Source organism: Algoriphagus sp. TR-M9 (assembly GCF_027594545.1).
Classification (GTDB): domain Bacteria; phylum Bacteroidota; class Bacteroidia; order Cytophagales; family Cyclobacteriaceae; genus Algoriphagus; species Algoriphagus halophytocola.
In genome coordinates, this window is sequence record NZ_CP115160.1 from 3,625,532 (window position 1) to 3,649,952 (window position 24,421).

At 43.9% G+C, this 24,421-nt stretch carries 21 protein-coding genes; 8 read left to right on the forward strand and 13 right to left on the reverse strand.

Features of this window, described 5'->3' with window-relative positions; all coding sequences use genetic code 11:
- The first annotated feature begins 332 nt into the window (after positions 1 to 332).
- The 4 genes from dnaE to selD all read left to right on the forward strand — a co-directional run bounded on the left by dnaE (position 333) and on the right by selD (position 7,384).
- Positions 333 to 4,631 carry a DNA polymerase III subunit alpha gene (dnaE, locus tag PBT90_RS15210; protein ID WP_270129892.1) on the forward strand — a complete coding sequence of 1,433 codons (4,299 nt, stop codon included), beginning with the start codon at positions 333 to 335 and terminating at the stop codon, positions 4,629 to 4,631.
- Between the two features lie 149 nt (positions 4,632 to 4,780).
- Positions 4,781 to 5,101, forward strand: coding sequence for a thioredoxin (gene trxA / locus PBT90_RS15215; protein WP_264807349.1), 321 nt, complete (start codon positions 4,781 to 4,783; stop codon positions 5,099 to 5,101).
- A 212-nt stretch (positions 5,102 to 5,313) separates the two neighbouring features.
- Positions 5,314 to 6,369, forward strand: a complete 1,056-nt coding sequence (gene mnmH / locus PBT90_RS15220) for a tRNA 2-selenouridine(34) synthase MnmH (protein ID WP_264807350.1) — start codon at positions 5,314 to 5,316, stop codon at positions 6,367 to 6,369.
- On the forward strand, positions 6,341 to 7,384 hold the full coding sequence (gene selD / locus PBT90_RS15225; protein WP_264807352.1) for a selenide, water dikinase SelD: 1,044 nt from the start codon (positions 6,341 to 6,343) through the stop codon (positions 7,382 to 7,384). The genes mnmH and selD overlap by 29 nt, the downstream gene beginning before the upstream one ends.
- Here selD and PBT90_RS15230 read toward each other — a convergent pair whose 3' ends face one another.
- The 9 genes from PBT90_RS15230 to cmk all read right to left on the reverse strand — a co-directional run bounded on the left by PBT90_RS15230 (position 7,385) and on the right by cmk (position 15,167).
- Positions 7,385 to 7,945, reverse strand: a complete 561-nt coding sequence (locus PBT90_RS15230; protein ID WP_264811464.1) for a DUF502 domain-containing protein — start codon at positions 7,943 to 7,945, stop codon at positions 7,385 to 7,387.
- A gap of 79 nt (positions 7,946 to 8,024) precedes the next feature.
- Positions 8,025 to 8,654, reverse strand: a complete 630-nt coding sequence (locus PBT90_RS15235) for a 3-keto-disaccharide hydrolase (RefSeq protein WP_264807353.1) — start codon at positions 8,652 to 8,654, stop codon at positions 8,025 to 8,027.
- 139 nt (positions 8,655 to 8,793) lie between these two features.
- Positions 8,794 to 9,405 (reverse strand): NADH:ubiquinone reductase (Na(+)-transporting) subunit E, encoded by a 612-nt coding sequence (gene nqrE / locus PBT90_RS15240; RefSeq protein WP_264807354.1) that lies wholly within the window; start codon positions 9,403 to 9,405, stop codon positions 8,794 to 8,796.
- Positions 9,406 to 9,420: 15 nt separating this feature from the next.
- Positions 9,421 to 10,092 (reverse strand): NADH:ubiquinone reductase (Na(+)-transporting) subunit D, encoded by a 672-nt coding sequence (locus tag PBT90_RS15245; protein WP_264807355.1) that lies wholly within the window; start codon positions 10,090 to 10,092, stop codon positions 9,421 to 9,423.
- A 30-nt stretch (positions 10,093 to 10,122) separates the two neighbouring features.
- On the reverse strand, positions 10,123 to 10,887 hold the full coding sequence (nqrC, locus tag PBT90_RS15250) for an NADH:ubiquinone reductase (Na(+)-transporting) subunit C (RefSeq protein ID WP_264807356.1): 765 nt from the start codon (positions 10,885 to 10,887) through the stop codon (positions 10,123 to 10,125).
- Positions 10,874 to 12,091, reverse strand: a complete 1,218-nt coding sequence (locus PBT90_RS15255; protein WP_264807357.1) for an NADH:ubiquinone reductase (Na(+)-transporting) subunit B — start codon at positions 12,089 to 12,091, stop codon at positions 10,874 to 10,876. Before PBT90_RS15255 ends, nqrC begins: the two co-directional genes overlap by 14 nt.
- 5 nt (positions 12,092 to 12,096) lie before the next feature.
- Positions 12,097 to 13,449: a Na(+)-translocating NADH-quinone reductase subunit A gene (locus tag PBT90_RS15260; RefSeq protein WP_264807358.1), complete on the reverse strand. Its 1,353-nt coding sequence runs from the start codon at positions 13,447 to 13,449 to the stop codon at positions 12,097 to 12,099.
- 133 nt (positions 13,450 to 13,582) lie between these two features.
- Positions 13,583 to 14,479 (reverse strand): 4-hydroxy-3-methylbut-2-enyl diphosphate reductase, encoded by an 897-nt coding sequence (locus tag PBT90_RS15265; protein ID WP_264807359.1) that lies wholly within the window; start codon positions 14,477 to 14,479, stop codon positions 13,583 to 13,585.
- Entirely contained in the window at positions 14,463 to 15,167 is a 705-nt protein-coding gene (cmk, locus tag PBT90_RS15270; RefSeq protein WP_264807360.1) for a (d)CMP kinase, read from the reverse strand. The genes PBT90_RS15265 and cmk overlap by 17 nt, the downstream gene beginning before the upstream one ends.
- Before the next feature lie 129 nt (positions 15,168 to 15,296).
- Between cmk and ade the strand changes: the two genes are divergently transcribed.
- The 3 genes from ade to PBT90_RS15285 all read left to right on the forward strand — a co-directional run bounded on the left by ade (position 15,297) and on the right by PBT90_RS15285 (position 18,361).
- Positions 15,297 to 16,928, forward strand: a complete 1,632-nt coding sequence (gene ade / locus PBT90_RS15275; protein ID WP_264807361.1) for an adenine deaminase — start codon at positions 15,297 to 15,299, stop codon at positions 16,926 to 16,928.
- A gap of 140 nt (positions 16,929 to 17,068) precedes the next feature.
- Positions 17,069 to 17,281, forward strand: a complete 213-nt coding sequence (locus tag PBT90_RS15280) for a hypothetical protein (RefSeq protein ID WP_264807362.1) — start codon at positions 17,069 to 17,071, stop codon at positions 17,279 to 17,281.
- A gap of 57 nt (positions 17,282 to 17,338) precedes the next feature.
- The gene (locus tag PBT90_RS15285; protein ID WP_264807363.1) at positions 17,339 to 18,361 is read left to right on the forward strand and encodes a TolB-like 6-bladed beta-propeller domain-containing protein; all 1,023 of its coding nucleotides are present in this window, start codon (positions 17,339 to 17,341) and stop codon (positions 18,359 to 18,361) included.
- A gap of 84 nt (positions 18,362 to 18,445) precedes the next feature.
- On the opposite strand, the gene PBT90_RS15290 is transcribed toward PBT90_RS15285, so the two are convergent.
- Together PBT90_RS15290 and PBT90_RS15295 are read right to left on the reverse strand one after the other, a co-directional pair.
- Positions 18,446 to 20,026, reverse strand: a complete 1,581-nt coding sequence (locus tag PBT90_RS15290) for a peptide chain release factor 3 (protein ID WP_264807364.1) — start codon at positions 20,024 to 20,026, stop codon at positions 18,446 to 18,448.
- Between the two features lie 216 nt (positions 20,027 to 20,242).
- Positions 20,243 to 21,478, reverse strand: a complete 1,236-nt coding sequence (locus PBT90_RS15295; protein WP_264807365.1) for a sensor histidine kinase — start codon at positions 21,476 to 21,478, stop codon at positions 20,243 to 20,245.
- A gap of 146 nt (positions 21,479 to 21,624) precedes the next feature.
- On the opposite strand from PBT90_RS15295, the gene PBT90_RS15300 reads away from it, so the two are divergent.
- The gene (locus PBT90_RS15300) at positions 21,625 to 22,095 is read left to right on the forward strand and encodes a Dps family protein (RefSeq protein WP_264807366.1); all 471 of its coding nucleotides are present in this window, start codon (positions 21,625 to 21,627) and stop codon (positions 22,093 to 22,095) included.
- A 127-nt stretch (positions 22,096 to 22,222) separates the two neighbouring features.
- Here the strand turns inward: PBT90_RS15300 and PBT90_RS15305 are convergent, their stop codons facing one another.
- A complete protein-coding gene (locus PBT90_RS15305) occupies positions 22,223 to 23,533 on the reverse strand; it encodes an ABC transporter permease (protein ID WP_264807367.1) in 1,311 nt (436 codons plus the stop codon).
- Positions 23,526 to 24,419, reverse strand: coding sequence for an ABC transporter ATP-binding protein (locus PBT90_RS15310; protein WP_264807368.1), 894 nt, complete (start codon positions 24,417 to 24,419; stop codon positions 23,526 to 23,528). The genes PBT90_RS15305 and PBT90_RS15310 overlap by 8 nt, the downstream gene beginning before the upstream one ends.
- Positions 24,420 to 24,421 lie beyond the last annotated feature (2 nt).

A 24,421-nucleotide genomic window follows, 5' to 3' on the forward strand; every position in this document is an offset into this window, starting at 1 on the left:
TCAAAAGTGAGAAATCTGAAAAGCTGGATAGTAGGAAGCTGAAAGTAGTAGACTTAAGATCTGCAGTGCCATTTCCAAGAAGGATCGACTAAGAAATCTCTTACACTTGACATTGGAAATGACATAGTAGCAAGATTTCTGCTGTATGATTTATATTGTCAGAATTCTGATACTTTTTCCTAATTTTTTCAAGAATTATTTAGAGTTCGCTATATGCGGACAGCTAAGGATTACTCACACTATTTTTTTTCAATTTCCCGACAATTAGCTCCGCTACTCTTGTCTCATTTCGGAGATTAGCCCTAATTTGAAGTCTCAATTCCCCAACCTGTATGTACTTAATTTTTGATACCGAAACCACCGGTCTTCCCCGCGATTACAATGCTCCCATGTCCGATGTGGACAACTGGCCCAGGCTGGTTCAGCTCGCATGGCAACTGCATGATGAGAAGGGAAATCTGATTTCCAACCATAACTACATCATCAAGCCAGATGGGTTTACCATTCCATACAACGCAGAAAAAGTACATGGAATCTCTACCAAACGGGCCGAAAAAGAAGGTCATGACCTGAAGCAGATTCTCGGCATTTTTGAAGGAGATGTAAAAAACGCCAAGTATCTCGTCGGGCATAACGTGGAATTTGACATCAACGTGGTCGGGTCAGAGTATATCCGGGCAGAGGCCACCATGCCGCTGACAGCGACTCAGCTTGACACCAAAGATATTTCTACTGAATTCTGCGCCATTCCTGGAGGCCGTGGGGGCAAGTTCAAATGGCCTACTCTGACTGAACTGCACCAAAAACTCTTTGGACAGGGATTTGGAGATGCCCATGATGCAGCTTACGATGTGGACGCCACAGCCAGATGTTTCTTCGGACTGATCACACATGGGGTTCAGGCTCCGGAGCCAGGCATTTCCATTGCCGAAGTAGTCTATGAAGCCCCCGAACTGGAGGAAGCCAACTTTGCGCAAGCAAAAGATGACCAAAAAGCTGCCGCCAAAGATGTACTGAAGCAGGCTGGCAAAGCTGACATTTCTGATCTGACGGATATTCCCTTCACCCATTTGCACGTCCATAGTCAGTACTCGGTACTACAGGCTACTTCCGAAATACCTGCTATGGTGGCCCGTGCCAAAGAGCTGGGCATGCCCGCGATCGCTTTGACCGACCATGGCAATATGATGGCAGCTTTTCACTTTGTAAAAGAAGCCATATCAAAAGATATCAAACCCATCTTAGGCTGCGAGTTTAACCTTTGCCGTGACCGGAAAAACAAGTCAAACAAGGATGATGGCTTCCAAACTGTCCTCATAGCTAAAAACAAAACCGGATACCATAACCTGGCAAAACTGGCCTCCTACGCCAATATTGAAGGTTTTTACTATGTACCTAGAATAGACAAGGAGCTATTGACGCAGTACAAAGGTGAGCTGATCGCCACCACAGGGGGGCTTTGGGCAGAGATTCCATTTCTGATTCTGAATGTGGGAGAAACCCAGGCTGAAGAAGCCTTCGTCTGGTGGAAAGAGCAGTTTGGTGCGGACTTCTATGTGGAGCTCAATCGCCATGGTATCCCAGAGGAAGAAAAGGTAAACGAGGTTTTGTTAGAATTTGCCAAGAAATACGATGTCAAATATTTCGCAGCGAACAATTCCTACTATACGGAAAAGGCTGATGCCAAGGCGCATGATGTTTTGCTCTGTGTGAAGGACGGTGAGCGCCTAGAAGGCCCGGAAGCCAAACCCAAAAAATACGTAGGAAAGAGAGGACGGGAATTTAGATTTGGTTTTCCAAACGATGAATTCTACATCAAGTCGCCAGATGAGATGAAAAAGCTCTTTGCAGACCTGCCTGAAGCCATAGAATGCACCGCTGAGATTACTGAGAAAATAGAAACTTATAAGCTTGCGCGGGAAGTATTGCTACCGGCATTTGATATTCCGGAGCGGTTTAAGCATCCTGAAGATGAAGTGGACGGAGGCAAGCGTGGAGAAAATGCATTTCTACGGCACCTCACCTACGAGGGCGCTAAAAAGCGGTATAAAGAAATCACTCCTGAAATAGAAGAACGACTGGATTTTGAACTCGCTACCATTGAGAACACGGGGTATCCGGGTTACTTTTTGATTGTACAGGATTTCATAGTGGAGGCTAGAAAACTTGGGGTTTCCGTGGGGCCAGGGCGTGGGTCTGCTGCCGGATCAGCGGTAGCTTACTGCACAGGAATCACCAATATAGATCCCATAGCCTACAATCTACTATTTGAGAGATTCCTAAATCCTGATCGTGTATCCCTTCCCGATATTGATATTGACTTTGATGACGAGGGCCGTCAGCGGGTCATTGATTATGTAATCAAAAAATACGGTTCCAATCAGGTGGCACAAATCATCACCTATGGCACCATGGCTGCCAAATCGGCGATTCGAGATACTGCCAGAGTACTGAATCTACCACTGCCTGAGGCCGGGAGATTGGCCAACCTGGTCCCCGATATTAAATTAAAAGCACTTTTTGGCCTGGCCAACAATAGATCAGCACTTTCTGAGAAGCTCAAAGGACAAGGTGAATTAATCGCAAAGGCCGATGAACTGATCAAAATCTCCCAAGGCCAAGATGAATCTGCAAAGACCATCAATCAGGCTACCATGCTGGAAGGGTCTGTGCGAAATCTAGGTATTCATGCCTGCGGGGTGATTATCACGCCTTCTGACATCACCAATTTTGTCCCGGTAGCACTGGCGAAAGACTCAGACATGGTGTGTACTCAGTTTGATAACTCTGTGGTAGAATCTGCTGGTCTACTGAAGATGGACTTTTTAGGGCTTAAAACCCTAACGCTGATCAAAACAGCCGTTAAGATCGTGAAGGAAAGACATGGAATCACCTTGGATCCAGATCACTTTCCCATAGATGATGTCAAGACCTATGAGCTTTTCCAACGCGGGGAGACGGTAGGTATATTCCAGTATGAATCTGCCGGAATGCAAAAGTACATGCGCGAGCTTAAACCCACAGTTTTTGCAGATTTGATCGCCATGAACGCGCTCTATCGTCCGGGACCATTGGCTTATATCCCTTCATTTATCAAAAGAAAGCATGGCACAGAAGTAATCGTCTATGACCTGGACGACATGCAGGAATATCTGGAGGAAACCTACGGCATCACAGTTTATCAGGAGCAAGTGATGCTCTTGTCCCAGAAACTGGCAGGATTTACCAAGGGTGAGGCCGATGTTTTGCGAAAGTCAATGGGTAAGAAACAAAAGGATGTACTGGACAAGATGAAACCCAAATTCATCGAGCAGGCATCTGCCAAAGGACATGACGCTAAAAAACTTGCCAAGATCTGGACAGACTGGGAGGCTTTTGCGTCCTATGCCTTCAACAAATCCCACTCCACCTGCTATGCTTGGATTGCTTATCAGACAGCCTACCTCAAAGCACATTACCCTGCTGAATATTTAGCTTCGGTACTGAGCAATAACATGAACGATATCACCCAGGTGACATTTTTCATGGAAGAGTGTAAGCGGGCAGGCATACCAGTTTTGGGCCCAGATGTCAATGAATCCAAAAATGGCTTTACGGTAAATGCTGCCGGGGAAATCCGCTTTGGCATGGCTGCCATCAAAGGCGCAGGTTCTGCAGCTGTGGATGCTATCATCGAAGAGCGGGAGAAAAACGGCCCCTATAAAAACATCTTTGACTTTGCGAAGCGGGTGAGTTCTAAAGCACTCAACAAAAAAACCATGGAAGCCCTGGCTATGGCCGGTGGATTTGACTGCTTCAAGGAGCATCATAGAAGGCAATACCTGGAAGCTCCGGATGGAGACCTTACGCTGATAGAAAAAGCCACGAAATATGCCCAAAAAGTCCAGCAAGAAGAAGACAGCAACCAAGTGAGTCTATTTGGAGGAGATGCCGGAAGTATGGAAGTACCTATGCCAACCATAGCTCCTATGGAGCCCTTTACCCAGCTACAGCAACTAAATATAGAAAAAGAAGTGGTCGGGCTTTATATTTCCGGCCATCCTTTGGACCAGTACAAACTGGAGATCGAGTCCTTTACCAATGCTTCCTTACCCGAACTGAATGACCTGGAAAGCCTGAGAAATAGACCGGAAATCCGTCTGGCAGGATCTGTATCCACCTTTGCACATCGGACTACCAAGAACGGGAAACCATTCGGTACGCTGACTTTGGAAGATTACCAGGGCTGTTTTACCTTCTTTCTCTTTGGGGATGACTACGTGAAGTTCAAAGAGTATTTCATGCCAAACTGGTACCTCTATATTACAGGAAAAGTAGGCAGTAAGCGTTGGGCTGAAAATGAACTGGAATTCAAGATCAATAGCATCATTCTTTTGGACGAAGTCCGTGGGAAAATGATCAAAGGCCTGCGTGTTAATATTGATCTGGATGATCTGACACTGGATCTCATGGAAAAACTCGAAGCTATTACCGAGAAGTATAAGGGGGAAGCCAAACTGTACTTTGATGTGGTGGACAGAAAAGAGAACATCGCTTTGGAGCTTTTCTCCAAAAAATTCTCCATCGACCCAAGTGCTGAAATGATCCAAGAACTCAAGGAAATCCCCGAGGTAGTTTATAAAGTGGTCTAAGCAATAAATAAGCTGCTTTATCTACAAAGAATTAATAGACTCCCTCAATACCTCATAGACAAAAAAATCAAAACCCGCGGAACTAATTACCGGGCTATGGGCTTTTGCACATATATTTGAAATCTGAGAAATTAAAAACCAAACATACAATGGCAAAAGCAATCGAAATTACCGACGCAAACTTTGAAGAAATCATCAAATCTGAACAGCCCATCCTAGTAGATTTCTGGGCAGAATGGTGCGGACCATGTAAAATGATCGGCCCAGTGGTGGAAGAATTAGCCGGAGATTATGATGGCAAAGCAGTGATCGGTAAAGTGGACGTGGATGCAAATCCAGCTGTAGCTCAGGCTTTCGGCATCAGATCTATCCCAACTCTCCTATTCTTCAAAGGTGGAGAGATCGTAGATAAGCAGGTCGGAGCAGTGCCAAAATCTGTGCTGTCCCAAAAACTAGACGCTCAGCTGTAATCAGTTGACAATAATACATTCAGAGCCGCAAGGATTTTCTTGCGGTTTTTTTGTTTTTTTCCCGCAGTGGCCACAGCGCTTTTCGCATAGGTCATAGTTGCGGTTGTCCTGCTTCTACAAAAGCAGGACTTGGCGAGTCTTTTCATTACCAATAATCTCCTGCCTACCCGAAAAAGGAAGTCTCAATTCATGAATGTTTTTTATATTCGATGATGGCCGAGCAATTAATTTCTTTAGATGAATTTTGGAGTTTGCGAGAACAGTTCCCTATGATCGACGCCAGAAGTGAAGGAGAATTTGAGCAAAGTCATATTCCTGGAGCCATCAATATCCCCATCCTCACTAATGCTGAACGCATAGCGGTAGGCACATTATACAAGGAAAAAGGTTCTGAGGAAGCCACTCTCAAAGGCTTCGAACTGGTTGGGCCAAGATTTCATGTAATCTTACGGGATGCTCTAACCCAATTCCCCAAGAAAAAAGTCATTGTCTATTGCTGGCGTGGTGGCATGCGAAGTCAGATTCTTTCCTGGCTTCTGACCATGGTAGGTTTTGAAGTTTTCCGTCTCAAGGGAGGTTACAAAACTTACAGAACCCACACTTATGAACTGGTAAGAAAAGACTGGAACCTCCTTATTTTAGGAGGAAAAACAGGAACCGGAAAAACCAGGTTGCTTCAAAAACTCCAAGAATCAGGCGAGCAAATCATCGATCTGGAAGGATTGGCAAATCATAAGGGATCTTCCTTTGGCTCAATTGGCCAACCTGCGCAACCCACCGTAGAGCAATTTGAAAACCTATTTGCAGAAGCGCTGAGGCAGCTAAATCCAGCAAAAGAAATCTGGGTAGAAAACGAAAGCCGAAAAATCGGAAGACTAGTACTTCCTGACAAATTCTATGAGCAAATGTTGGAGGCTCCTTTGATCGACATTCAGAAATCAGCGCAAGAACGCATCGCTTTGATCGCAGAGGAATATGCGTGCTTGCCTACAGATGAATTAATACTTGCCGTTTTACGCTTGAAAAAGCGCTTGGGTGGGTTAAGAACTTCTCAGGCAATAGAAGCAATCGTAGAAGAAAATCACTCTGACTGGATCGCAAACCTGCTGATCTACTATGACAAGGCTTATACGTTTGACTTGGAGAAGCATGAAGCCGGAAAAACTATCCAGTTAGACCTGTCTGGGATGGACGAAGAAACTTCCACAAAAAAACTACTTGAAGCAAAGTCTCAATTTCATGGAAAATACACCAACCCGACTCACTGAATGGAGTGAAGGCTCTGGCTGTGGCTGTAAAATCGCACCAGCCATATTAGATCAAATACTTAACTCAAGCGGCTCATTTTCCCAATCTGACCCTAAATTATTGGTAGGAAACTCAGGAAAAGATGATGCAGCAGTTTATCAAGTCTCAGAAGATCTGGCGGTAATCAATACAGTGGACTTTTTCACTCCTATCGTGGACGATCCTTTTGACTTTGGCAGAATAGCCGCAGCTAATGCCCTCTCGGATGTCTATGCGATGGGTGGCAAGCCTATTTTTGCCAATGCTATTCTCAGTTGGCCAGTAGAAAAGCTGGTTCCAGAACTTGCTGCCAAAGTCATGGAAGGGGCAAAAAGCATTTGCAAAACAGCCGGAATAGAATTAGCTGGAGGACATTCCATTGCTGCAAAAGATCCGATTTTTGGTCTTTCGGTGAATGGTGTTGTCCATCCCCATAAAATCAAAAAGAATCAAGGTGCAAAAGCCGGAGATGTTATATACCTCACTAAACCACTTGGTGTGGGCGTTTTGGCCACCGCACTAAAGCGTCAAAAAATTTCTGACCAAGATTATCTGAGTTTACTAGATACAGCTTGTAGGTTGAATAGTATAGGAGAAATTTTAGGCAACCACGAAGAGGTTCATGCCATGACGGATGTGACAGGTTTCGGGCTCCTGGGTCATTTGATAGAAATGTGCGAGGGTTCAAGAGTCTCGGCAGAAATCGATCTTCATAAACTTCCCATGATAGCAGGTGTTCAAGAATACATCAATCAGTTTATTTTCCCTGACAATACCTACCGCAACTGGAATGCCTACAGTGCCAAAACAAAAGGTGTGGTAGGAATGGATTTAGTCAAACTTTGTGATCCGCAGACCAGCGGCGGGCTATTAATTGCTGTAAAAGGGGGGAACCAATTATGGTTTGAAGAAACCATGAAGCAGCAAGGCCAGGTCATCTGGGAAATCGGGAAGTTTACAGAAAAAGGAGAGTTTGTGGTGGAAGTGAATTCATAACTATTGCTTGCCCAAGGGAGACACCCCTCCACTCACCATAAACTTCATCACATCTGAGCTTTTCACATCGAGCAAGGGCGTTACTTTATCTTTGGGAACCAAGAATACATTACCCGAAACATTATAGCTGTGGGGAAAATAAACAGCCACCATATCAGGTTCACCAACGATGGACATATCTTCTTGGGTGATAAATCCCAATCGAATAAACGTGTCACTCAGCTGTACTTTGACAGGTGAGGAAAATTTCTTCTTATCCCCTACAAAAGCTCCCATTAGATCCTTAATACTGGTGTAGATCAGATTCACTAAGGGGATTTTGATCAAACCTCTCTCGAACCAATCAAATATAGGTTTGGCAAAAAATAGACTTGCCAGGTAGCCAACAAAGGTGATCAGTGCCAATACCATCAATATCCCTATTCCAGGTAAGGGTACGGGAATCAAATTATCCAGGAAAAGAATGGTCTGGAATATGATGTAAACTGTAACAGCTACTGGAGTGATGAACAGTAATCCTCTTAGGAAATATGAAATGATGCGCTTATAAGTGAATGCCATAGCCTGAAAATAAAAATCCTGATTATTGCTCAATAATAATCAGGATTTAAGTAGTATTTGAAGAAATCAAGACAATTTATCAATCTGGCAAAAGTTTCACTTTTACACTTTTGTAATAGATCACCGACTTAGGATCGTGAGCCTGAAGAGCGATAGTCCCATGATCAACTTTTTTGGAACCCAGATCACCTTTACGATTCTCATCTTTGGACTGGTCATAGACATTGACTGTTTCGCCATTGATCTTCACAGTCACCACATCACCTTCTACGATGATATGCTCGGTGTACCATTCCCCATCTTCCACATAGACCTCACGAACATCCTGGAAGGAATACACACTACCGGTCTTTCTCCAGTCACCATGACTTTGGTTCACTTGGATTTCATAGCCTACATTTGGCCAGCCATCTTCCTGGTATTCGGTATGAATGAAAATCCCGGAATTGGCTCCAGGCATGGTTTTCACTTCTGCGATTACCTCAAAATTGTTGAAGTCATGATTGGCAACTTCTCCATTATAAAAAGCATGGCCACGAGGTCCAGCGACTTTGATTACACCATCTTCCACTTGAAAGGATTGGGAGTTTTCAGAAATTTTCCAGCCGTCCAAATTCTTACCATTGAAGAGCTCTATCCACTCTCCATCTTGAGCGGAAACAGAAAATGTAAGTGCTACGAAGCAGCAAAATGTCAAAAGGGTTTTCATAAAAGCACAGGGTTACTGAGTTAATAAGTTTGAGCCCAAAAGTTACAAAAGGATTTGGGAGATCATATTACCGCTAAAAACAAAAAAAGCCCTGAGAAAGATCTCAAGGCTTCAACTATCTCTAAACTTAAATGAACTGTTACAAATCAATCCCCATAAAGGACATGAATGCCAAGCCCATCAGACCGGTAAGAATCATAGTGATACCTAACCCCTTAAGTCCATTTGGCACATTAGAATATTTCAGTTTTTCGCGGATAGCTGCCAAAGCAACAATCGCCAAACAGAAACCTGTACCGGAACCAAAGCCGTAAACTGCAGATTCAGCCAGTGTATAGTCTCTCTGAGCCATGAAAAGGGAACCACCAAGAATCGCACAGTTTACCGCGATCAAAGGAAGGAAAATACCCAATGCACCGTAAAGTGCTGGAGCAAATTTCTCCACCACCATCTCTACCAACTGAACCATGGCAGCGATAATCGCAATGAACATGATAAATCTTAAGAAAGTAAGGTCTACTGAAGCCAGGCTAGCATTTACCCATGACAAAGCCCCCTCTTTCAGTACATACTCATTTAAAAGCCAATTGACCGGAACAGTAACTGTCAATACGAAAATAACCGCAGCTCCCAGACCGATGGCTGTACTTACTTTTTTGGATACGGCCAGGAAAGAACACATCCCAAGGAAGTAAGCGAAAACCATATTGTCGATAAAGATCGACCGAATACCTAAGTTAAATAAATCCATTTCTTCAGTTGGTTATTAGTGTTCTACATATCCTGTTTTAGTACGCTGTACCCAGATGATCAATCCAAGAACCATAAACGCACCTACCGGAGACACCATCAGACCATTAGTGGCCAATTTAAAATCTGGACCAAATAAGCTGGAAGCGTAATCGTAAAGCGGAATCCCAAACACGGAGCCAGACCCTAGTAATTCTCTAAAGAAAGCCACGGTCAAGATAATCCAAGAATACCCCAATGCTGATCCGAAACCATCAAGTATCGAATCATAAGGCTTGTTACCCAAAGCGAAAGCTTCCAGGCGACCCATTACGATACAGTTGGTGATAATCAATCCTACGAATACAGAAAGCTCCTTATACATGTCATAAGCAAAGGCCTTCAGCACCTCATTTACCAAAGTCACCAAGGTAGCCACTACAGCCAGCTGTACAATGATACGAACCCGGCCAGGGATAGTATTTCTGAGTAATGAGATCAACAAATTGGACATCACAATTACGAAGATTACCGCAATAGCCATAACCAAAGTCGGCTTCATCTGTGTGGTAACTGCCAATGCAGAACAGATTCCCAATACCTGTATGGTGATCGGGTTATCGTCAATCAAAGGGTCAGTGACCAGTTTTTTTCTGCGTTTTGACAGCAGCGCCTCTGCAGGCTTTTTTTCTAATGTTTCAGCACTCATATTTAAAATAATTAGTGAGTTGATGTTCGATTAAAGAGCAGCTACCGATTGAGATGATTTCTGACTTTCAATGTATGCTTGATAATAGCCGAGGTAATTCTTCAGCATGTTATTTACGCCTTTGGCAGTGATGGTGGCACCAGACAATCCATCTACTTGATGAGGATCACCAGAATAATCTTTGCCTTCACCTTTTTGCATTTCTACTGCCACTAGGTCGCCGGATTCATCATAGATACTCTTACCTACATATCTTTCTTGCACCCCTGGCTCGGTGATTCTAGCACCCAGACCTGGAGTCTCCCCAGCGTGGGCCAAGGTAATCCCGCCAACGGTATTCATATCTGTTTCCAAAGCGACATAACCCCAGATGGCATCCCATAAGCCTGCTCCATAAAGCGGGAGAATATAGTTTTCTACATCCTCGTTGTTTCCTTCTGCATGGAAAATATACACTGGGTATAATCTTTCTTCAGCCGGCTTTTTGTAGTTTTTAGCAATATCTACACTTTCAGCAGTGACTGCTACGCCATCCCGCTCTGCCACTTCTTCACCGTTGATATCTACTACCCTGGAAGCAATCCTACTTTCATAGAAAGCATTAACTTCCTGAGGAGTCATGGCTGCGATTTCTTCCCCAGAGATCACAGCACCCAGAATCTGCTTTTTATTATCAAGCGCAATGGCTTCTTTTTGCATTGGCCCAAGTAGCTGGGAAGTACCCGAAAGTAATAAACCCAACACCACCGTCAAAATGACGGAAAACGTAATAATATATGTATTAGACTGTTGCACGTTGTAACCTCCTTGTTTTGTTTGCTTTTACCACATAATAATCAATCAAAGGAGCGAACACATTCATAAATAGAACTGCTAGCATGATTCCCTCAGGATATGCAGGGTTGGTCACTCGAATGATTACTGTTAACATACCGATCAAAAGACCGTAAATCCATTTTCCGGTTTCTGTCTGTGACGCAGACACCGGGTCTGTCGCCATAAACACCACACCGAAAGCCAAGCCACCCATCACCCAGTGGTACTCAGGAGGCAAAGCCATATATTCATTCACTGCAAATAGATTCATCACAAAGCCCATCACATAGGCTCCAGCAAATCCAGAAACAATGATTTTCCAGCTCGCTACACCTGTTCCGATCAGAATCAAAGCTCCGATCAAGGCCATCAAAGTAGAAGTCTCTCCTACTGAACCTGGGATCCAGCCCATGAATAAATTGGTAAAGCTGAATAGATCTGCGCCTAGCGCGGTATTGTGCTGCGCCAAAGCTTCTACTGCCGACTGGGTTCCGTCAACTCCTGCGTTATAAACAACCGAAAGCGCTGTGGCTCCTGAAAAGCCATCTACTGGCATTTTATCACCCAAGTAAGTCCAAACTTGATCTCCTGAGATCTGAGCAGGATATGCGAAATAAAGGAATGCTCTGGCTGTCATGGCTACATTCAGGATATTCATCCCTGTACCACCGAAAACCTCCTTTGCAATCACTACAGCAAACACGGTAGCCAAGGCCACCTGCCATAATGGTGTAGTCGCCGGAACTACCAATGGAATCAACATCCCTGTCACTAGGAAACCTTCGTTGATAGGGTGCTTACGGATCACAGCAAACACTGCTTCGACTAGACCACCTGCTGCATAAGCTACAATTACCAATGGCAACACCAGCTTCAAACCTACCAGGGTTTTGTCTCCAAAATCCTCCCAAAGGCCTGCGGTACCCCCAGTAGCCAATAGATGTTGATGACCGGTATTGTAAATTCCAAATAACAAACATGGAATCATGGCAATCACCACGGTGATCATCATTCGCTTCAGGTCAATAGCGTCCTTTACCTGAGCACCTTTGATCCCTGTAGTATGATTTGGGCTGAAAAGAAAAGTCTCCCCTGCCTCAAACGCGTAATATAATTTCTCAAGCTTTCCACCTTTTTCGAAAAGTGGCTTTTGCTTGTCCATTAAATCTCTTAGAAACTTCATATGGATTAACTGTATTGGATTAATTCAATTCCTTTTCTTACTAGCTCTTGCACCGGATGCTTGGACACATCTACAAACTCACATAGAGCCAAATCTTCTTCTATGATTTCATAAATCCCCAATTCTTCCATTTCGTCAAAATCATTGGCCATGATGGCCTTCAGAAGATAAACTGGCAGAATATCCATAGGAGTCACTGATTCGAAAACCCCCGTCTGTACGAAAGCTCTCTCTTCACCTCTGGCATTGGAATCCAGCACATGCTCTTTCTTAGGAGAAAGGAAGGATAGCAAGCCTAATGCCCTGTGGAAGCTCAATCGGGTAGATGGCTTAGCCCAACCCATAAACTCATAGTAATCGCCTTCCGGAATAACAGTGATCTGATTATGGTAGTACCCCAAAAATCCTTCAAGTGCTATTTTCTCCCCGGTAAGTACATTACCTGAGATTACTCTGACATGCCCGGAATTCAAGTTCCCCTTGACAAAGGAAGAAACACAAGCACCTAGATAGGTCTTCACATAAGCCGGTTTGGTCAGTTCAGAACCTGTCACTGCGATCACCTTAGCAGCATCATAGACACCTTCCAAGGCAAATTTACCGATCTGGGCTACTCCTTGCGGATTTACTGTCCACGCAATCTCTCCCTTGTTTATCGGATCTAGGTGATGGATCTGTACCCCTACGTTCCCAGCCGGGTGCGGCCCTTCGAATTTATTCAGCTGGACACCTTTGATAGCTGAGAATATGGAAGGCACAGCCTTAGCTCCATCCACATTGAGATGAACCTTTCCGCTAGTCAGTTTTGCCAGCACATCAAATCCAGCCTGCAGGTACTGCTCTTGCCCCTTAAGGGTGAATGCATAATCTGGAGCTAGAGGATGGGTATCAAAAGCTGACACAAAAATACTCTTAGGAGTATCTTCCGGATTGGCGACTATACCGTATGGTCTTTGGATGATATTGGGCCATACTCCGCTTGCAGCCAGTTTAGCCACCAATGCTTCTCTATCCAGAGATGCCAGGTCTAGCTTTTCTGACTGTTCGTGGGTGATGGTACTATCAGCCAAAATTCTGATCTCAAGTAGCTTACGCCGATCTCCTCTTTTCACTTCGACGATTTCGCCGGAAACAGGAGCCACATAAATTACCTGATCCATGGCTTTGTCGATCAGGATTGGAGTACCGGCCTTTACGGTATCTCCTTCTTTGACAAGAACTTTAGGGCGTTGCAACCCAATAAAGTCAGTCGGCTTAATGGCGAAGGTTTGAGCAGAGGCGAAGTCAGCCAGCTCTTGCTTAGCCTTTCCCGCCAGGTTGATGTCAAAACCTTTCTTAAGCTTCACTATTTTAGACATATCTGTTTTTGAACTATGAGCTTTTGAAAAACGCCCCAAATCTAATAAATAACCTTTTTAATTCGAGGGTATATGAACTTTAATGTTTGAACTTTTAGAAGAATGGCTTTTTGGGTTTTTAAAGGAATGTATTTTAAATCGATAAAACTTCCTCTTCCATGGCTTCTATATGTGATTTTACTTGTTCCATGAGCCACATCGGTGTAGAAGTAGCTCCGCAAATCCCGATTTTATCACTGGAGCTGAACCACGCCGGGTCCAGTTCTGATTCATTTTCTATAAAGTAACTTCTGGGGTTTTCTCCTAGGCATACCTGATAAAGCGCCTTGCCGTTAGAGCTCTTTTTGCCCGACACGAATATGATCACATCATTTTCCTCAGCAAAACGCTGCAGCTGAGGCTCTCTGTTGGACACCTGCCTACAGATGGAGTCATTGGCATTATAATCCACCTGCGTGACTTCACCTTTAGCGGATTTGATTCTCTCCTCTATTTTCTGCGAAAGCTCATAAAAGCCTTTGGTACTCTTGGTGGTCTGGCTGAACAGTGTCACCGGACGGGTAAAATCAATCTTATCCAGATCTGATTCTTCCATCACCACGATGGCCTTTTCCAAAGTCTGCCCGGTGAGCCCTATCACTTCTGCATGGCCTTTTTTACCGTAAATAACGATTTGCCCCTCTTCTCTTTCCATCTTATCAAAGGCAGTCTTCACTCTATGCTGTAGCTTCAGCACCACTGGACAGGAGGCATCGATCAGCTCTATATTATTCTCAATAGCGGTTTTGTAGGTTTCTGGCGGCTCCCCATGCGCTCTGATCAGCACCTTGCAATCGTGCAGATCCGCCAGCTCTTCCCGGTCTATCACAACCAGTCCTTTAGCACTGAGCCGCTTCACTTCCATATCATTGTGCACAATATCGCCCAGGCAATACAGCTTGTCGCTCTGCTCCATCTCATCTTCTGCCATTTTTATGGCAAATTCCACTCCGAAGCAATAACCTGAATTTTTATCAATGCTTACCTGCATAGCTATTTTCTTTATCTATGATTTCTCTGGCTTTCTGCACGATCTGCGCCACTTGCTCCACAAAGGTAATATTACTGGTATCCACCTCTAGGGCATCCGCCACTTTTATCAAAGGACCTACCTCCCGTGTAGAGTCAACCCGATCCCGGGACGAAAGGTTTTCCAGGATCTCTTCCAAAGGCACCAGCTCTCCTTTTTCTAATAACTCCGCTTGCCTACGCTCTGCACGGGTATTCAAATCTGCCGTCATGAACACCTTGAGCTCCGCATCTGGAAAAACCACAGACCCCACGTCCCTGCCATCCATGACCACTCCTTTCTTCTTGCCCAATCTCTGCTGCTGCGCCACCAGTTCACTGCGAATGGCCGGAATAGCCGCGATCTCCGACACTTTGTTGGAAACCCGCATCGTACGGATCTCATCGTCCACATGCAGGCCATTGAGGTAAATTTCCTGCAGTTGGGTTTCAGGATTGAAGTGAAACGATATCTCCAGGGTCTTCAGCCCCTTGGCAATGTCGTTTGGATTAGCTGAGGAGAGGTAGTTGTTCAAAAAATGGAGCGTCGCCGCTCTGTACATCGCCCCGGTATCGATATAGGTGTACCCTAGATCCTTTGCAACTGCCTTGGCCGTGGAGCTCTTCCCACATCCCGAATACCCATCGATGGCGATGACGATTTTATTCATTCAAAAACCCGCTTGGTTCGTTTTTTTATTACTGCGCAAATATAGTAGTTTTAATCTAAACCTATCCCCTAACCCCGGAAGCTAATCTCTAATCCAGATTCTCTCCAATTAACAGCCCAGTACTCATTTATGCAGATCCAAGGTCAATTCGTAGACATCCCAAACCGTGAAATCTATACCGTCTCGCTCAGTGTAGCAGATGGGAAAATCACCCAACTGGAAAAAATAGCAGCGGATCCTTCCTTGCCTTTTATAATGCCCGGCTTTATAGATGCGCATGTGCATGTGGAGAGCTCCATGCTGGTCCCTGCTGAATTTGCTAGGCTGGCGGTAGTCCATGGCACTGTGGCCACCATTTCTGACCCGCACGAGATCGCAAATGTATGCGGAATGCAAGGTGTGGAATACATGATAGAAAACGGAAAACAGGTTACTTTCAAGTTTTACTTCGGCGCTCCTTCTTGTGTGCCTGCGACACTATTCGAGACAGCTGGGGGAGAAATCAATGCAGCTGATGTAGAAAACCTGATGGCCCGACCTGAGATTCATTATTTGGCAGAAATGATGAACTGGCCCGGGACGGTAAACCGGGATGAGCTGGTCATGGAGAAAATCAGGATCTCCCAAAAATATGGTAAACCCATCGATGGTCATGCACCTGGGCTCAAAGGCGAATTGGCTGAGAAATACGTAAATGCTGGACCTAGCACCGACCATGAGTGCTTTACGCACGAAGAAGCACTGGGCAAAATCAAACTAGGAATGAAAATCGCTATTCGGGAAGGTTCTGCAGCCAAAAACTTTGAGGCCTTGATCGATCTGATCGATGAGTTTCCAGATCACATTATGTTTTGCTCGGACGACAAGCACCCCGATAATCTTGCGGTTTCTCATATCAATGAATTGGCAGCAAGGGCTGTCGCAAGAGGGAAAGATATTTTTCATGTACTTCAGGCTGCTTGCCTAAATCCTATCGCCCATTACTCCATGAATGTGGGCCAACTCAGAGAAGGCGACCCCGCGGATTTGATCCTAGTGAAGGACCTGAAGGATTTCCAAGTCATCAGTACCTATATCAATGGAAAGAAGGTAGCTGAAAATGGAAAGACGCTGATCCAGCCCATCAAAAACCGGATCATCAATAACTTCAACACTTCCCTAAAGAAGCCAGAAGACTTTCGACTAAAAGCTAAAGGATCGAATGTCAGAATAATCGAAGCCTTGGACGGACAATTGATCACTCCGAAAATCTCAGGTGAAATACTCATCAAAGAGGGCTTTGCAGAATCGAATCCTGCGGAGGATATCTTAAAAATCACGGTAGTCAACCGCTACCAAGACGCTCCACCAGCGCTGGCTTTCATTAAGAACTTTGGCCTGAAAACCGGGGCAATTGCTTCCTCTGTCGGACATGACTCACACAATATCATCGCGGTAGGAATCGATGATGAATCCATCTGCAAGGCGGTAAATCTTATCATCCAGGCAAAAGGCGGAGTTTCGGCTGTCTCGGGAGATCAGGAAGAGATCCTTCCACTTCCGGTGGGAGGAATCATGTCTGCTTCGGATGGCTACGAAGTGGCCGCTGCTTACACCCGGATCGACAAACTGGCCAAGGAAATGGGAGCCACGCTCCACTCACCCTTTATGACTTTGAGTTTTATGGCTTTGCTGGTGATTCCGGATTTGAAGCTGAGCGATAAAGGATTATTTAATGGAAAGAATTTTGCGTTTGAAAAGGTGTTTTTTGCTGATTACTAAAATTTAAAAATATTATTAAATTTTTGTTGCTTTTTACCCCCCCCACCTATATTGCTAGTGATCTTTTGGCCAATGATCATCTGCGAAATCCTAGGTATTCGCAAAGTGAATCAATTTTCAAACTTAAATTTTAAAAAATCATGAAAAAATTAAAATTAAATGGCATCGCCCTAGGTCTACTTGGATTACTTTTCTCCACTTCTTATACACCAACTTTCTCCCAAGAAGCAGGATGTGTAAGATGCACTGAAGGCAGTAGAGAGTGTCAAAGAGTCGTTACAGAAGATCAGGATGCCGATGGTAACACTGTTACAACTGTACATATCTTCCACGGGAAACCAGAAGCATGTTAAATAGTTAGTTTCACCGGAAGGGTTTTCATCCTTCCGGCTGATAAAAATCCATACCCTATGAGATATATTACATTCTTATTTTTCCTGGCTATTTTAGCATGTAAACCCAAGACCAGTGAATATGCCAAATCAAATGAATTCCCTATATCAAAATCGATTAGCGGTGTAAGAAATCCAATATCTGATCAGATTAATCGATCCTTTGAAATTATAACGGCAGAAGATAAATTGATTGTTTCAGATAAAAAAGACGAATATTTATTTACAGTTTTTGATCTTACTACTAATGAGTTAACAACGCACTTTGGTCAGATCGGTCAAGGCCCTTGTGAATTTGAATTTCCTACTTCCCTACAATTAATCCATTCAACCGACGGGACAATTGAACTTGCCCTATTCAACAGGTCTAGGTGGAGATTTCAAACTCTTGATTTCTCTACTTTTGATTGTATATCCACCCCAAGTAAACCACTAGATTTCAATTTTCAGAAAGTAGTATGGGTTAGAGATAGCTTGTTTTTTGGAATAGGTATCTTCCCAAATAAATATGCTATTATCAATCAAAACGAATCTAAAGCTACTGTATTAGACATCCCTTATCCATTCAATGACGAAAACTTAAATTTATCTCCTAACATTGCTATGAACCAACAAGGTGACATTTTTCTTAAGCCTGACAGATCAAAAATATTAGTAACCAGTAACTTTTCCCCATTCTTTGACATTATAGATGCACATGACTTTAAAGTCATCAAAAGAATGGAAGGATGGGCTCCTTCAGTATTGGATAATGAAAATAGTAATATAATTTCTACATCCCTAAAGCGCGACAACAAATTTGGCTTTATTAGTAGTTCTGTTACTGATGAAAAGATTTATTTACTATACTCGGGAAAAAATTTCGATAACAACCCATATTCTAGCAATAAGCTTCACATATATGACTGGGACGGGAACAGAATTGAAGAGATTCAACTTAATATAGAAGTTGAACAAATCGCTGTTTCTCAAGACGGAAAGAAAATATACACTTACCATGATGATGGCGAGGCTAATATTTTTCAGTTTGATTTAGAATAGACATTGACAATTCTTGTACAAGATTTCACAAGTTTTAGGAAAACCAAACCCTCCAGGTTTCGAAAACCTGGAGGGTTTATCTTATCAATACTCCGAAGTAAAATGAAACTCTATCTCAGGATAATTATCCATTACCATCTGAAGCCAGGCTTTTGACTCGGCCATAAAGACCAGTTTGCCGTCCTTGTCATGGGCAATGTGACGGTTTTTGGAACGGACAAATTCATCCAACTGCTTTTTGTCCTTGCTTGTGATCCAGCAAGCTTTGTACAAGTTCATCGGATGAAACTCCACCGTGGCATTGTATTCGTTCTTTAATCGGAACTGGATGACTTCAAACTGAAGTTGACCGACAGTACCCACTACTTTTCTAGACCCCATATCAAAGGTAAAAAGCTGCGCTACTCCTTCTTCCATCAGCTGCTGAAGCCCTTTTTCCAGTTGCTTGGTCTTCATGGCGTCTTTATTCACCACCTCACGGAAAATCTCAGGAGAGAAACTGGGAATCCCCACAAACTGCATATTTTCACCTTCGGTAAGCGTATCCCCGATTTTCAGGTTTCCAGTATCATACAGCCCAACTATATCACCCGGAAATGCCTCATCGATCATTTCCTTATCCTGCGCCATAAATTGAGTCACATTGGAAAAGCGTAAAGGTTTTGGCCCCCGTACATGGTTGTAAGGCTTATTTCGCTCAAAGGTTCCAGAGCAGATTCTCAAGAAAGCAATTCTGTTGCGGTGGTTCGGATCCATGTTCGCATGGATTTTAAATATAAATCCTGAGAATTTCTTCTCATCTGGCATGACTTCCCGATCTTCTGTTCTGCGGCTTTTCGGAGCCGGGGATATTTTGATAAAAGTATCCAGCATCTCATTGATCCCGAAGTTATTCACCGCCGAGCCAAAAAAGACTGGGGCTACTTTCCCTTCCAGGTATTCTGTGGGATCAAAATCAGGGTAAACTCCCTCGATCAATTCCACATCTTCCCGAAGCTGATCTGCATAGCTTTGCCCGATCAGCTCATCTAGCTTTGGATCATCTACATTTTCAAATTCCTGTCGCACATCACTCAGTTTGCGCTGAGATGGAGTGAACAGGTTGAGTTTATGGTCAAAGAGATTGTAAACCCCCTTAAAAGTCTTTCCCATACCAATGGGCCAGGAAAGCGGGCGGCATTGAATATTCAGCTTTTGTTCTACTTCCTCGATCAGCTCGTAAGGATCACGGCCTTCTCTGTCCAGTTTATTGATAAAGCAGATCACCGGTGTATTTCTCATCCGACAAACTTCCATCAGCTTTTCGGTCTGAATCTCTACTCCTTTCACGCAGTCAATCACCATAATCACCGAATCGACCGCTGTCAACGTTCTATAGGTATCCTCTGCAAAATCCTGGTGACCCGGTGTATCCAGCAGGTTAATCTTGACGTCCTTGTATTCAAATCCCATCACGGAAGTGGCCACGGAGATGCCTCTTTGCTTTTCGATAGCCATCCAGTCAGACTTCGTTCCCGTGTCGATTTTATTGGATTTCACTGCGCCCGCAGTCTGGATCGCACCCCCAAAAAGCAACAACTTTTCAGTCAAGGTGGTCTTCCCTGCATCCGGGTGGGCAATAATGGCAAATGTTCTTCGCTTCTGGATTTCTTCTTTCAAACTCATGGGAGGCATCAAATTAAGGCTGCAAAGGTAGGGAAAAAATAGGTGAAGGGGATTTAAGAATTTAAAATTGAAAAATTAAGAATTGAGACCTTCCTTTGGTACACTTCATCATTCACTGTTTCTCATTCTACATTCATCATTAAAAAGCTTACTATTATCCAAAATAGCCGAAGTCCCAATTGCCCTCGTAAATCCAAAATCGTAATTCGTAAATCTTTAGTATTCCAAAATTCCTTCTGTTATAAACTGCGAAGCTCCCTCATGGTTACCATGGAGCAAAATCCGAAAAGTGGTACCTACGCCCACTTCCGAGGTTTTAACGAAAATCTTCCCTCCATGATACCCCTCCACTATTCGTTTGGCCAGTGTAAGTCCCAGCCCCCAGCCACGCTGCCGGGTAGAGAACCCTGGATTAAACACGCGTTTGTACATACGCTTTTCCATACCTTTGCCAGTGTCCGTAATATCCACGATTACGAATTTGTCGCTATCCTGAAGGATCTGAATATCGATTTTACCTTTGCCTCGCATGGCGTCCACAGCATTTTTGCAGATATTCTCTATCACCCATTCAAATAGCGGTTTGTTCATCATCGCGTCCAGGTCTTTGGTATCGGAGTGGATGTTCAGCTCTACCTTGGTGGAGATTCTTGGTCTGAGGTAATTAATGGTCTCCTCGATCACCTCATAGAGATTCTCTGCCTGAATCACCGGCTTGCTGCCAATACTACTAAATCGCTCGGTCACCATCCTGAGTTTCACCACATCCTTGTCCATTTCAGTGATGATTTCCTTGTTTTCTTCCCAGACCGGTGAGTTTCGCAGGTAATCTATCCAGGCCATCAGTGAAGCGATGGGAGTACCCAGCTGATGGGCGGTTTCCTTAGTCAGCCCCGCCCATACACGGTTTTGCTCCGCAATTTTACTTTGGTTGAAAAGTGCATAAGCCAGTACACCAAAGATCATTATCACACCCAATTGCACATAGGGGTAATATTTGAGATTGATGAGCAGCTCGGAATTTCTATAGTACACTTGGATATCCGCCTCCGGCAAAAGAATAGGTTCATATTCCGCCCGCATTTCGGCAAGCTCTTTTTCCAGGGTTTTGACTGAGTCCTCAGCACTTGCATTCTTTTTGAAGGGAATGTTCCTGAACTCAATGGGATTACCAGAGTCATCCACCATGATTATGGGGATGGAGTAGTTTTGCTGAATAATCTCCTGATTGATAAAAGTGAGATTCTCCATAGTGGTGGCCGCATACTCCAACGCGCTGGAGAGCAATTCTATCTGTCTTCTTTCCCGCTCTCGGAGCTCCTCCACCAGGCTATTGGTGTACCAAATAGACCCTGCACCTATCAGTAAAGAAAAGGCGATGACCAGCCACTTGACTTGTTTTTTGTTGCTGTAAAAGTCCAGGGAGGTAAGATCTTGGAATGTTTTTTTCATTAATAGAACTTGTGTAGCTACCGATACTAACTTCCTATGCCCATAGATAGTATGACTTGACGATAGAAATTAGCAGTTGGCTTTTTAAACCGCTTTGGGGTAAATTTAGACTTTAATTCAAGTACAGAAAACATAACAACTGAAATATGAAAACGAACGACATAGGATTAGAAATCAAAGAGAGCAAGGTCTTGACTGAAAAGCTTAATGATCTTTTGGCAAACTATCAGATTTATTACCAAAACCTGAGAAACTTTCACTGGAATGTAACCGGCCCAAATTTCTTCGAACTTCATGCAAAATTCGAAGAGTTATACAATGCCGCAAACGAAGCGGTAGATGAAACCGCAGAGCGTATTCTTACACTGGGAGCCAGACCGCTTTCTTCATACCAAGAATACATAGAAAAAGCTTCTATAAAGGAAGCGAAGGAAGTTACCGATCCCTTAAAAATGGTGGAAATCGTCAAAAACAACATGAATACCCTACTGAAACTGGAACGAGACACACTGGAAGCCGCAGGAGAGTCTGGGGACGAAGGCACAGCTTCTCTCATGAGTGATTACATCACGGCTAAGGAAAAAGTAGTTTGGATGCTTTCTGCTTACCTAAAATAAAAAACCCGCCACACCTAAAATGAAAAAATCCCGATCAGTAGTTGATCGGGATTTTTTTATAGCCTTGATTTTTGGCTCTACCATCTTGATACTTAGGTCTTGCTACTTGATACTACTATTCATCTTCTCAATTATTCGTCCTGATCCACTTCCAAAGCGTCTTGTAACTCGGTTTGGTACCATGCATCAAAATTCCGATCCGGTAGATTTTTCCAGCCATCCAGGTAGTTCCCAGAAAGCCCAGGATCAATAACCCCATGGAAAGTACCAATTCCCAAACCGGCACACCATAACTCACCCTACCCATCATGGCAATGGGCGAAGTCAATGGAAATACGGATAACCAAAATGAAGTGGTGCTGTCCGGGTCATTTAATACAAAAACAAATAAACCCATGTATGCAACTATGAGTGGAATAGTCACCGGAAACATGAATTGCTGCGCATCTGACGGCGCATCTACGGCAGAGCCTATAGCCGCAAACAAAGCTCCATAAAGCAAATATCCCCCAAGGAAATAAAACACAAAACTGAATACAATTTGGAAGTAGTTGATCCCCGCAATAACCTGTAAAATCTCTCCTGCCTCCGAACTGCCGGCCATGCTTTGCGCCAGCTCAGGATTTGCCAGCTCCATGGCCTGCTGCTGCGGCATCTGCATACCCAGAAATCCTGTGACCACCGTAGTCAGCGTACCTATCAAAACAATCCAAATCAATAACTGGGTCAATCCCACGCCCGCTATTCCTATTATCTTGCCCAGCATCAGCTGAAATGGCTTGAGCGAAGAAACCAAGATCTCGATAATTCTGCTGGATTTTTCCTCTATAACACCCTGCATGATCTGATTGCCATAGATGAAAATAAAAAAGTAAATCAGGATTCCGGCCACAAAACCGATCGCATAATTAACCAGGGCATCATTGACGGTTTCCTTGCCTTCTTCATCCAGGGTGATCGACTTGATAGACACCTTGGTACGCACATCATTGATGATTTTTGGGTCAATGCCGCTTTCAAATAGTCGCTGTTCCTCGATTTTCTTGCGCAGGTTATTTTCCAGATAGCCTATCAGGTTCATGCTGGGATTATCCTCTCCGTAGAATGCAATACCGGCGGGAGATTCCAATTCCATTTTCGGGATATGGAGAAACCCATACCGGTCGCCATTTTGAACCAATTTCTTGGCTTCTTCCGGATTGGCTTCTGAGAAAGAAAATGCGTATTGCTCCGAGCTCTCCAAGAAAAACAGCTTATTCTCATCTACCACTTCGATAATGCGGAGACCTTGGCTTCCTTCTTCTTCTAGCGCTATCCAGACAAAGATGCCCATGATGGCAGGGAATATCAGCGGGGTCAATAAAGTCACCAGCAAAAAGGATTTTTTCTTTACCCGCGACAGGTATTCCCTCTGAATCACTAGCCAGATCTTATCCATTTTCTGTAGATTTTACCTGGTGAATAAAAATCTCTTCCATACTAGGAATCAGTTCCTGAAAATTATTGACCTGTCCGTATTGCATCAGTTCTTGGATTAGCTCATTGGGGCTTTTGCCGCTGAGGGGAAGTGTAAAATGGTGACTCCCATCTTCCTCTTTTGAAATCCATTCTGCCGGAAGCTCTTTTTTGAGATGTTCCAAACTGATGGAATAAACCTCAGGCCGGTATTTTGATTTTAGCTCTTTGATGGTACCATCTATGATTTTGCGGGATCGGTTGATCATGGCTACCTGATCACAAAGCAATTCCACAGATTCCATCCTATGCGTACTTAAAATCACGGTAGTACCATTTTCCTTTAGTTCCAAAATCTCATTTTTGATGATATCCGCATTCACCGGATCAAAGCCCGAAAAAGGCTCGTCCAAAATCAATAAAGGTGGATTATGTACAATGGTGGAAATAAACTGCACCTTCTGGGCCATTCCTTTAGAAAGATCCTCGATTTTCTTATCTCGCCAGCTCTGCATATCCAGCTTATCCAGCCAATAATTGATTTTAGATTTGGCTTCTTGGGGCGAAAGCCCTTTCAATCTGGCAAAATAGAGCATCTGATCCCAGACTTTCATTTTTTTGTACAGTCCTCTTTCCTCCGGGAGGTAGCCTATTTGTTTGATGTGCTTGGGTTCCAGCTTTTCTCCACCTATAAACACTTCACCACTATCGCTGTCAATGATTTGATTGATGATTCGTATTAAGGTGGTTTTCCCTGCGCCATTGGGGCCCAATAGCCCGAATATAACCCCTTGGGACACTTCCAAATCCACGTCCGTGAGTGCAGTATTTGCACCGTAGGATTTGTTTAGCTTATTAATTTTCAGCATTG

Bases quoted from the DNA above. Each gene is read 5' to 3' on its own strand.
- dnaE (WP_270129892.1), top strand. From the start codon at position 333: ATGTACTTAATTTTTGATACCGAAACCACCGGTCTTCCCCGCGATTAC.
- trxA (WP_264807349.1), top strand. From the start codon at position 4,781: ATGGCAAAAGCAATCGAAATTACCGACGCAAACTTTGAAGAAATCATC.
- mnmH (WP_264807350.1), top strand. From the start codon at position 5,314: ATGGCCGAGCAATTAATTTCTTTAGATGAATTTTGGAGTTTGCGAGAA.
- selD (WP_264807352.1), top strand. From the start codon at position 6,341: ATGGAAAATACACCAACCCGACTCACTGAATGGAGTGAAGGCTCTGGC.
- PBT90_RS15230 (WP_264811464.1), bottom strand. From the start codon at position 7,945: ATGGCATTCACTTATAAGCGCATCATTTCATATTTCCTAAGAGGATTA.
- PBT90_RS15235 (WP_264807353.1), bottom strand. From the start codon at position 8,654: ATGAAAACCCTTTTGACATTTTGCTGCTTCGTAGCACTTACATTTTCT.
- nqrE (WP_264807354.1), bottom strand. From the start codon at position 9,405: ATGGATTTATTTAACTTAGGTATTCGGTCGATCTTTATCGACAATATG.
- PBT90_RS15245 (WP_264807355.1), bottom strand. From the start codon at position 10,092: ATGAGTGCTGAAACATTAGAAAAAAAGCCTGCAGAGGCGCTGCTGTCA.
- PBT90_RS15255 (WP_264807357.1), bottom strand. From the start codon at position 12,091: ATGAAGTTTCTAAGAGATTTAATGGACAAGCAAAAGCCACTTTTCGAA.
- PBT90_RS15260 (WP_264807358.1), bottom strand. From the start codon at position 13,449: ATGTCTAAAATAGTGAAGCTTAAGAAAGGTTTTGACATCAACCTGGCG.
- PBT90_RS15265 (WP_264807359.1), bottom strand. From the start codon at position 14,479: ATGCAGGTAAGCATTGATAAAAATTCAGGTTATTGCTTCGGAGTGGAA.
- cmk (WP_264807360.1), bottom strand. From the start codon at position 15,167: ATGAATAAAATCGTCATCGCCATCGATGGGTATTCGGGATGTGGGAAG.
- ade (WP_264807361.1), top strand. From the start codon at position 15,297: ATGCAGATCCAAGGTCAATTCGTAGACATCCCAAACCGTGAAATCTAT.
- PBT90_RS15280 (WP_264807362.1), top strand. From the start codon at position 17,069: ATGAAAAAATTAAAATTAAATGGCATCGCCCTAGGTCTACTTGGATTA.
- PBT90_RS15285 (WP_264807363.1), top strand. From the start codon at position 17,339: ATGAGATATATTACATTCTTATTTTTCCTGGCTATTTTAGCATGTAAA.
- PBT90_RS15290 (WP_264807364.1), bottom strand. From the start codon at position 20,026: ATGAGTTTGAAAGAAGAAATCCAGAAGCGAAGAACATTTGCCATTATT.
- PBT90_RS15295 (WP_264807365.1), bottom strand. From the start codon at position 21,478: ATGAAAAAAACATTCCAAGATCTTACCTCCCTGGACTTTTACAGCAAC.
- PBT90_RS15300 (WP_264807366.1), top strand. From the start codon at position 21,625: ATGAAAACGAACGACATAGGATTAGAAATCAAAGAGAGCAAGGTCTTG.
- PBT90_RS15305 (WP_264807367.1), bottom strand. From the start codon at position 23,533: ATGGATAAGATCTGGCTAGTGATTCAGAGGGAATACCTGTCGCGGGTA.
- PBT90_RS15310 (WP_264807368.1), bottom strand. From the start codon at position 24,419: ATGCTGAAAATTAATAAGCTAAACAAATCCTACGGTGCAAATACTGCA.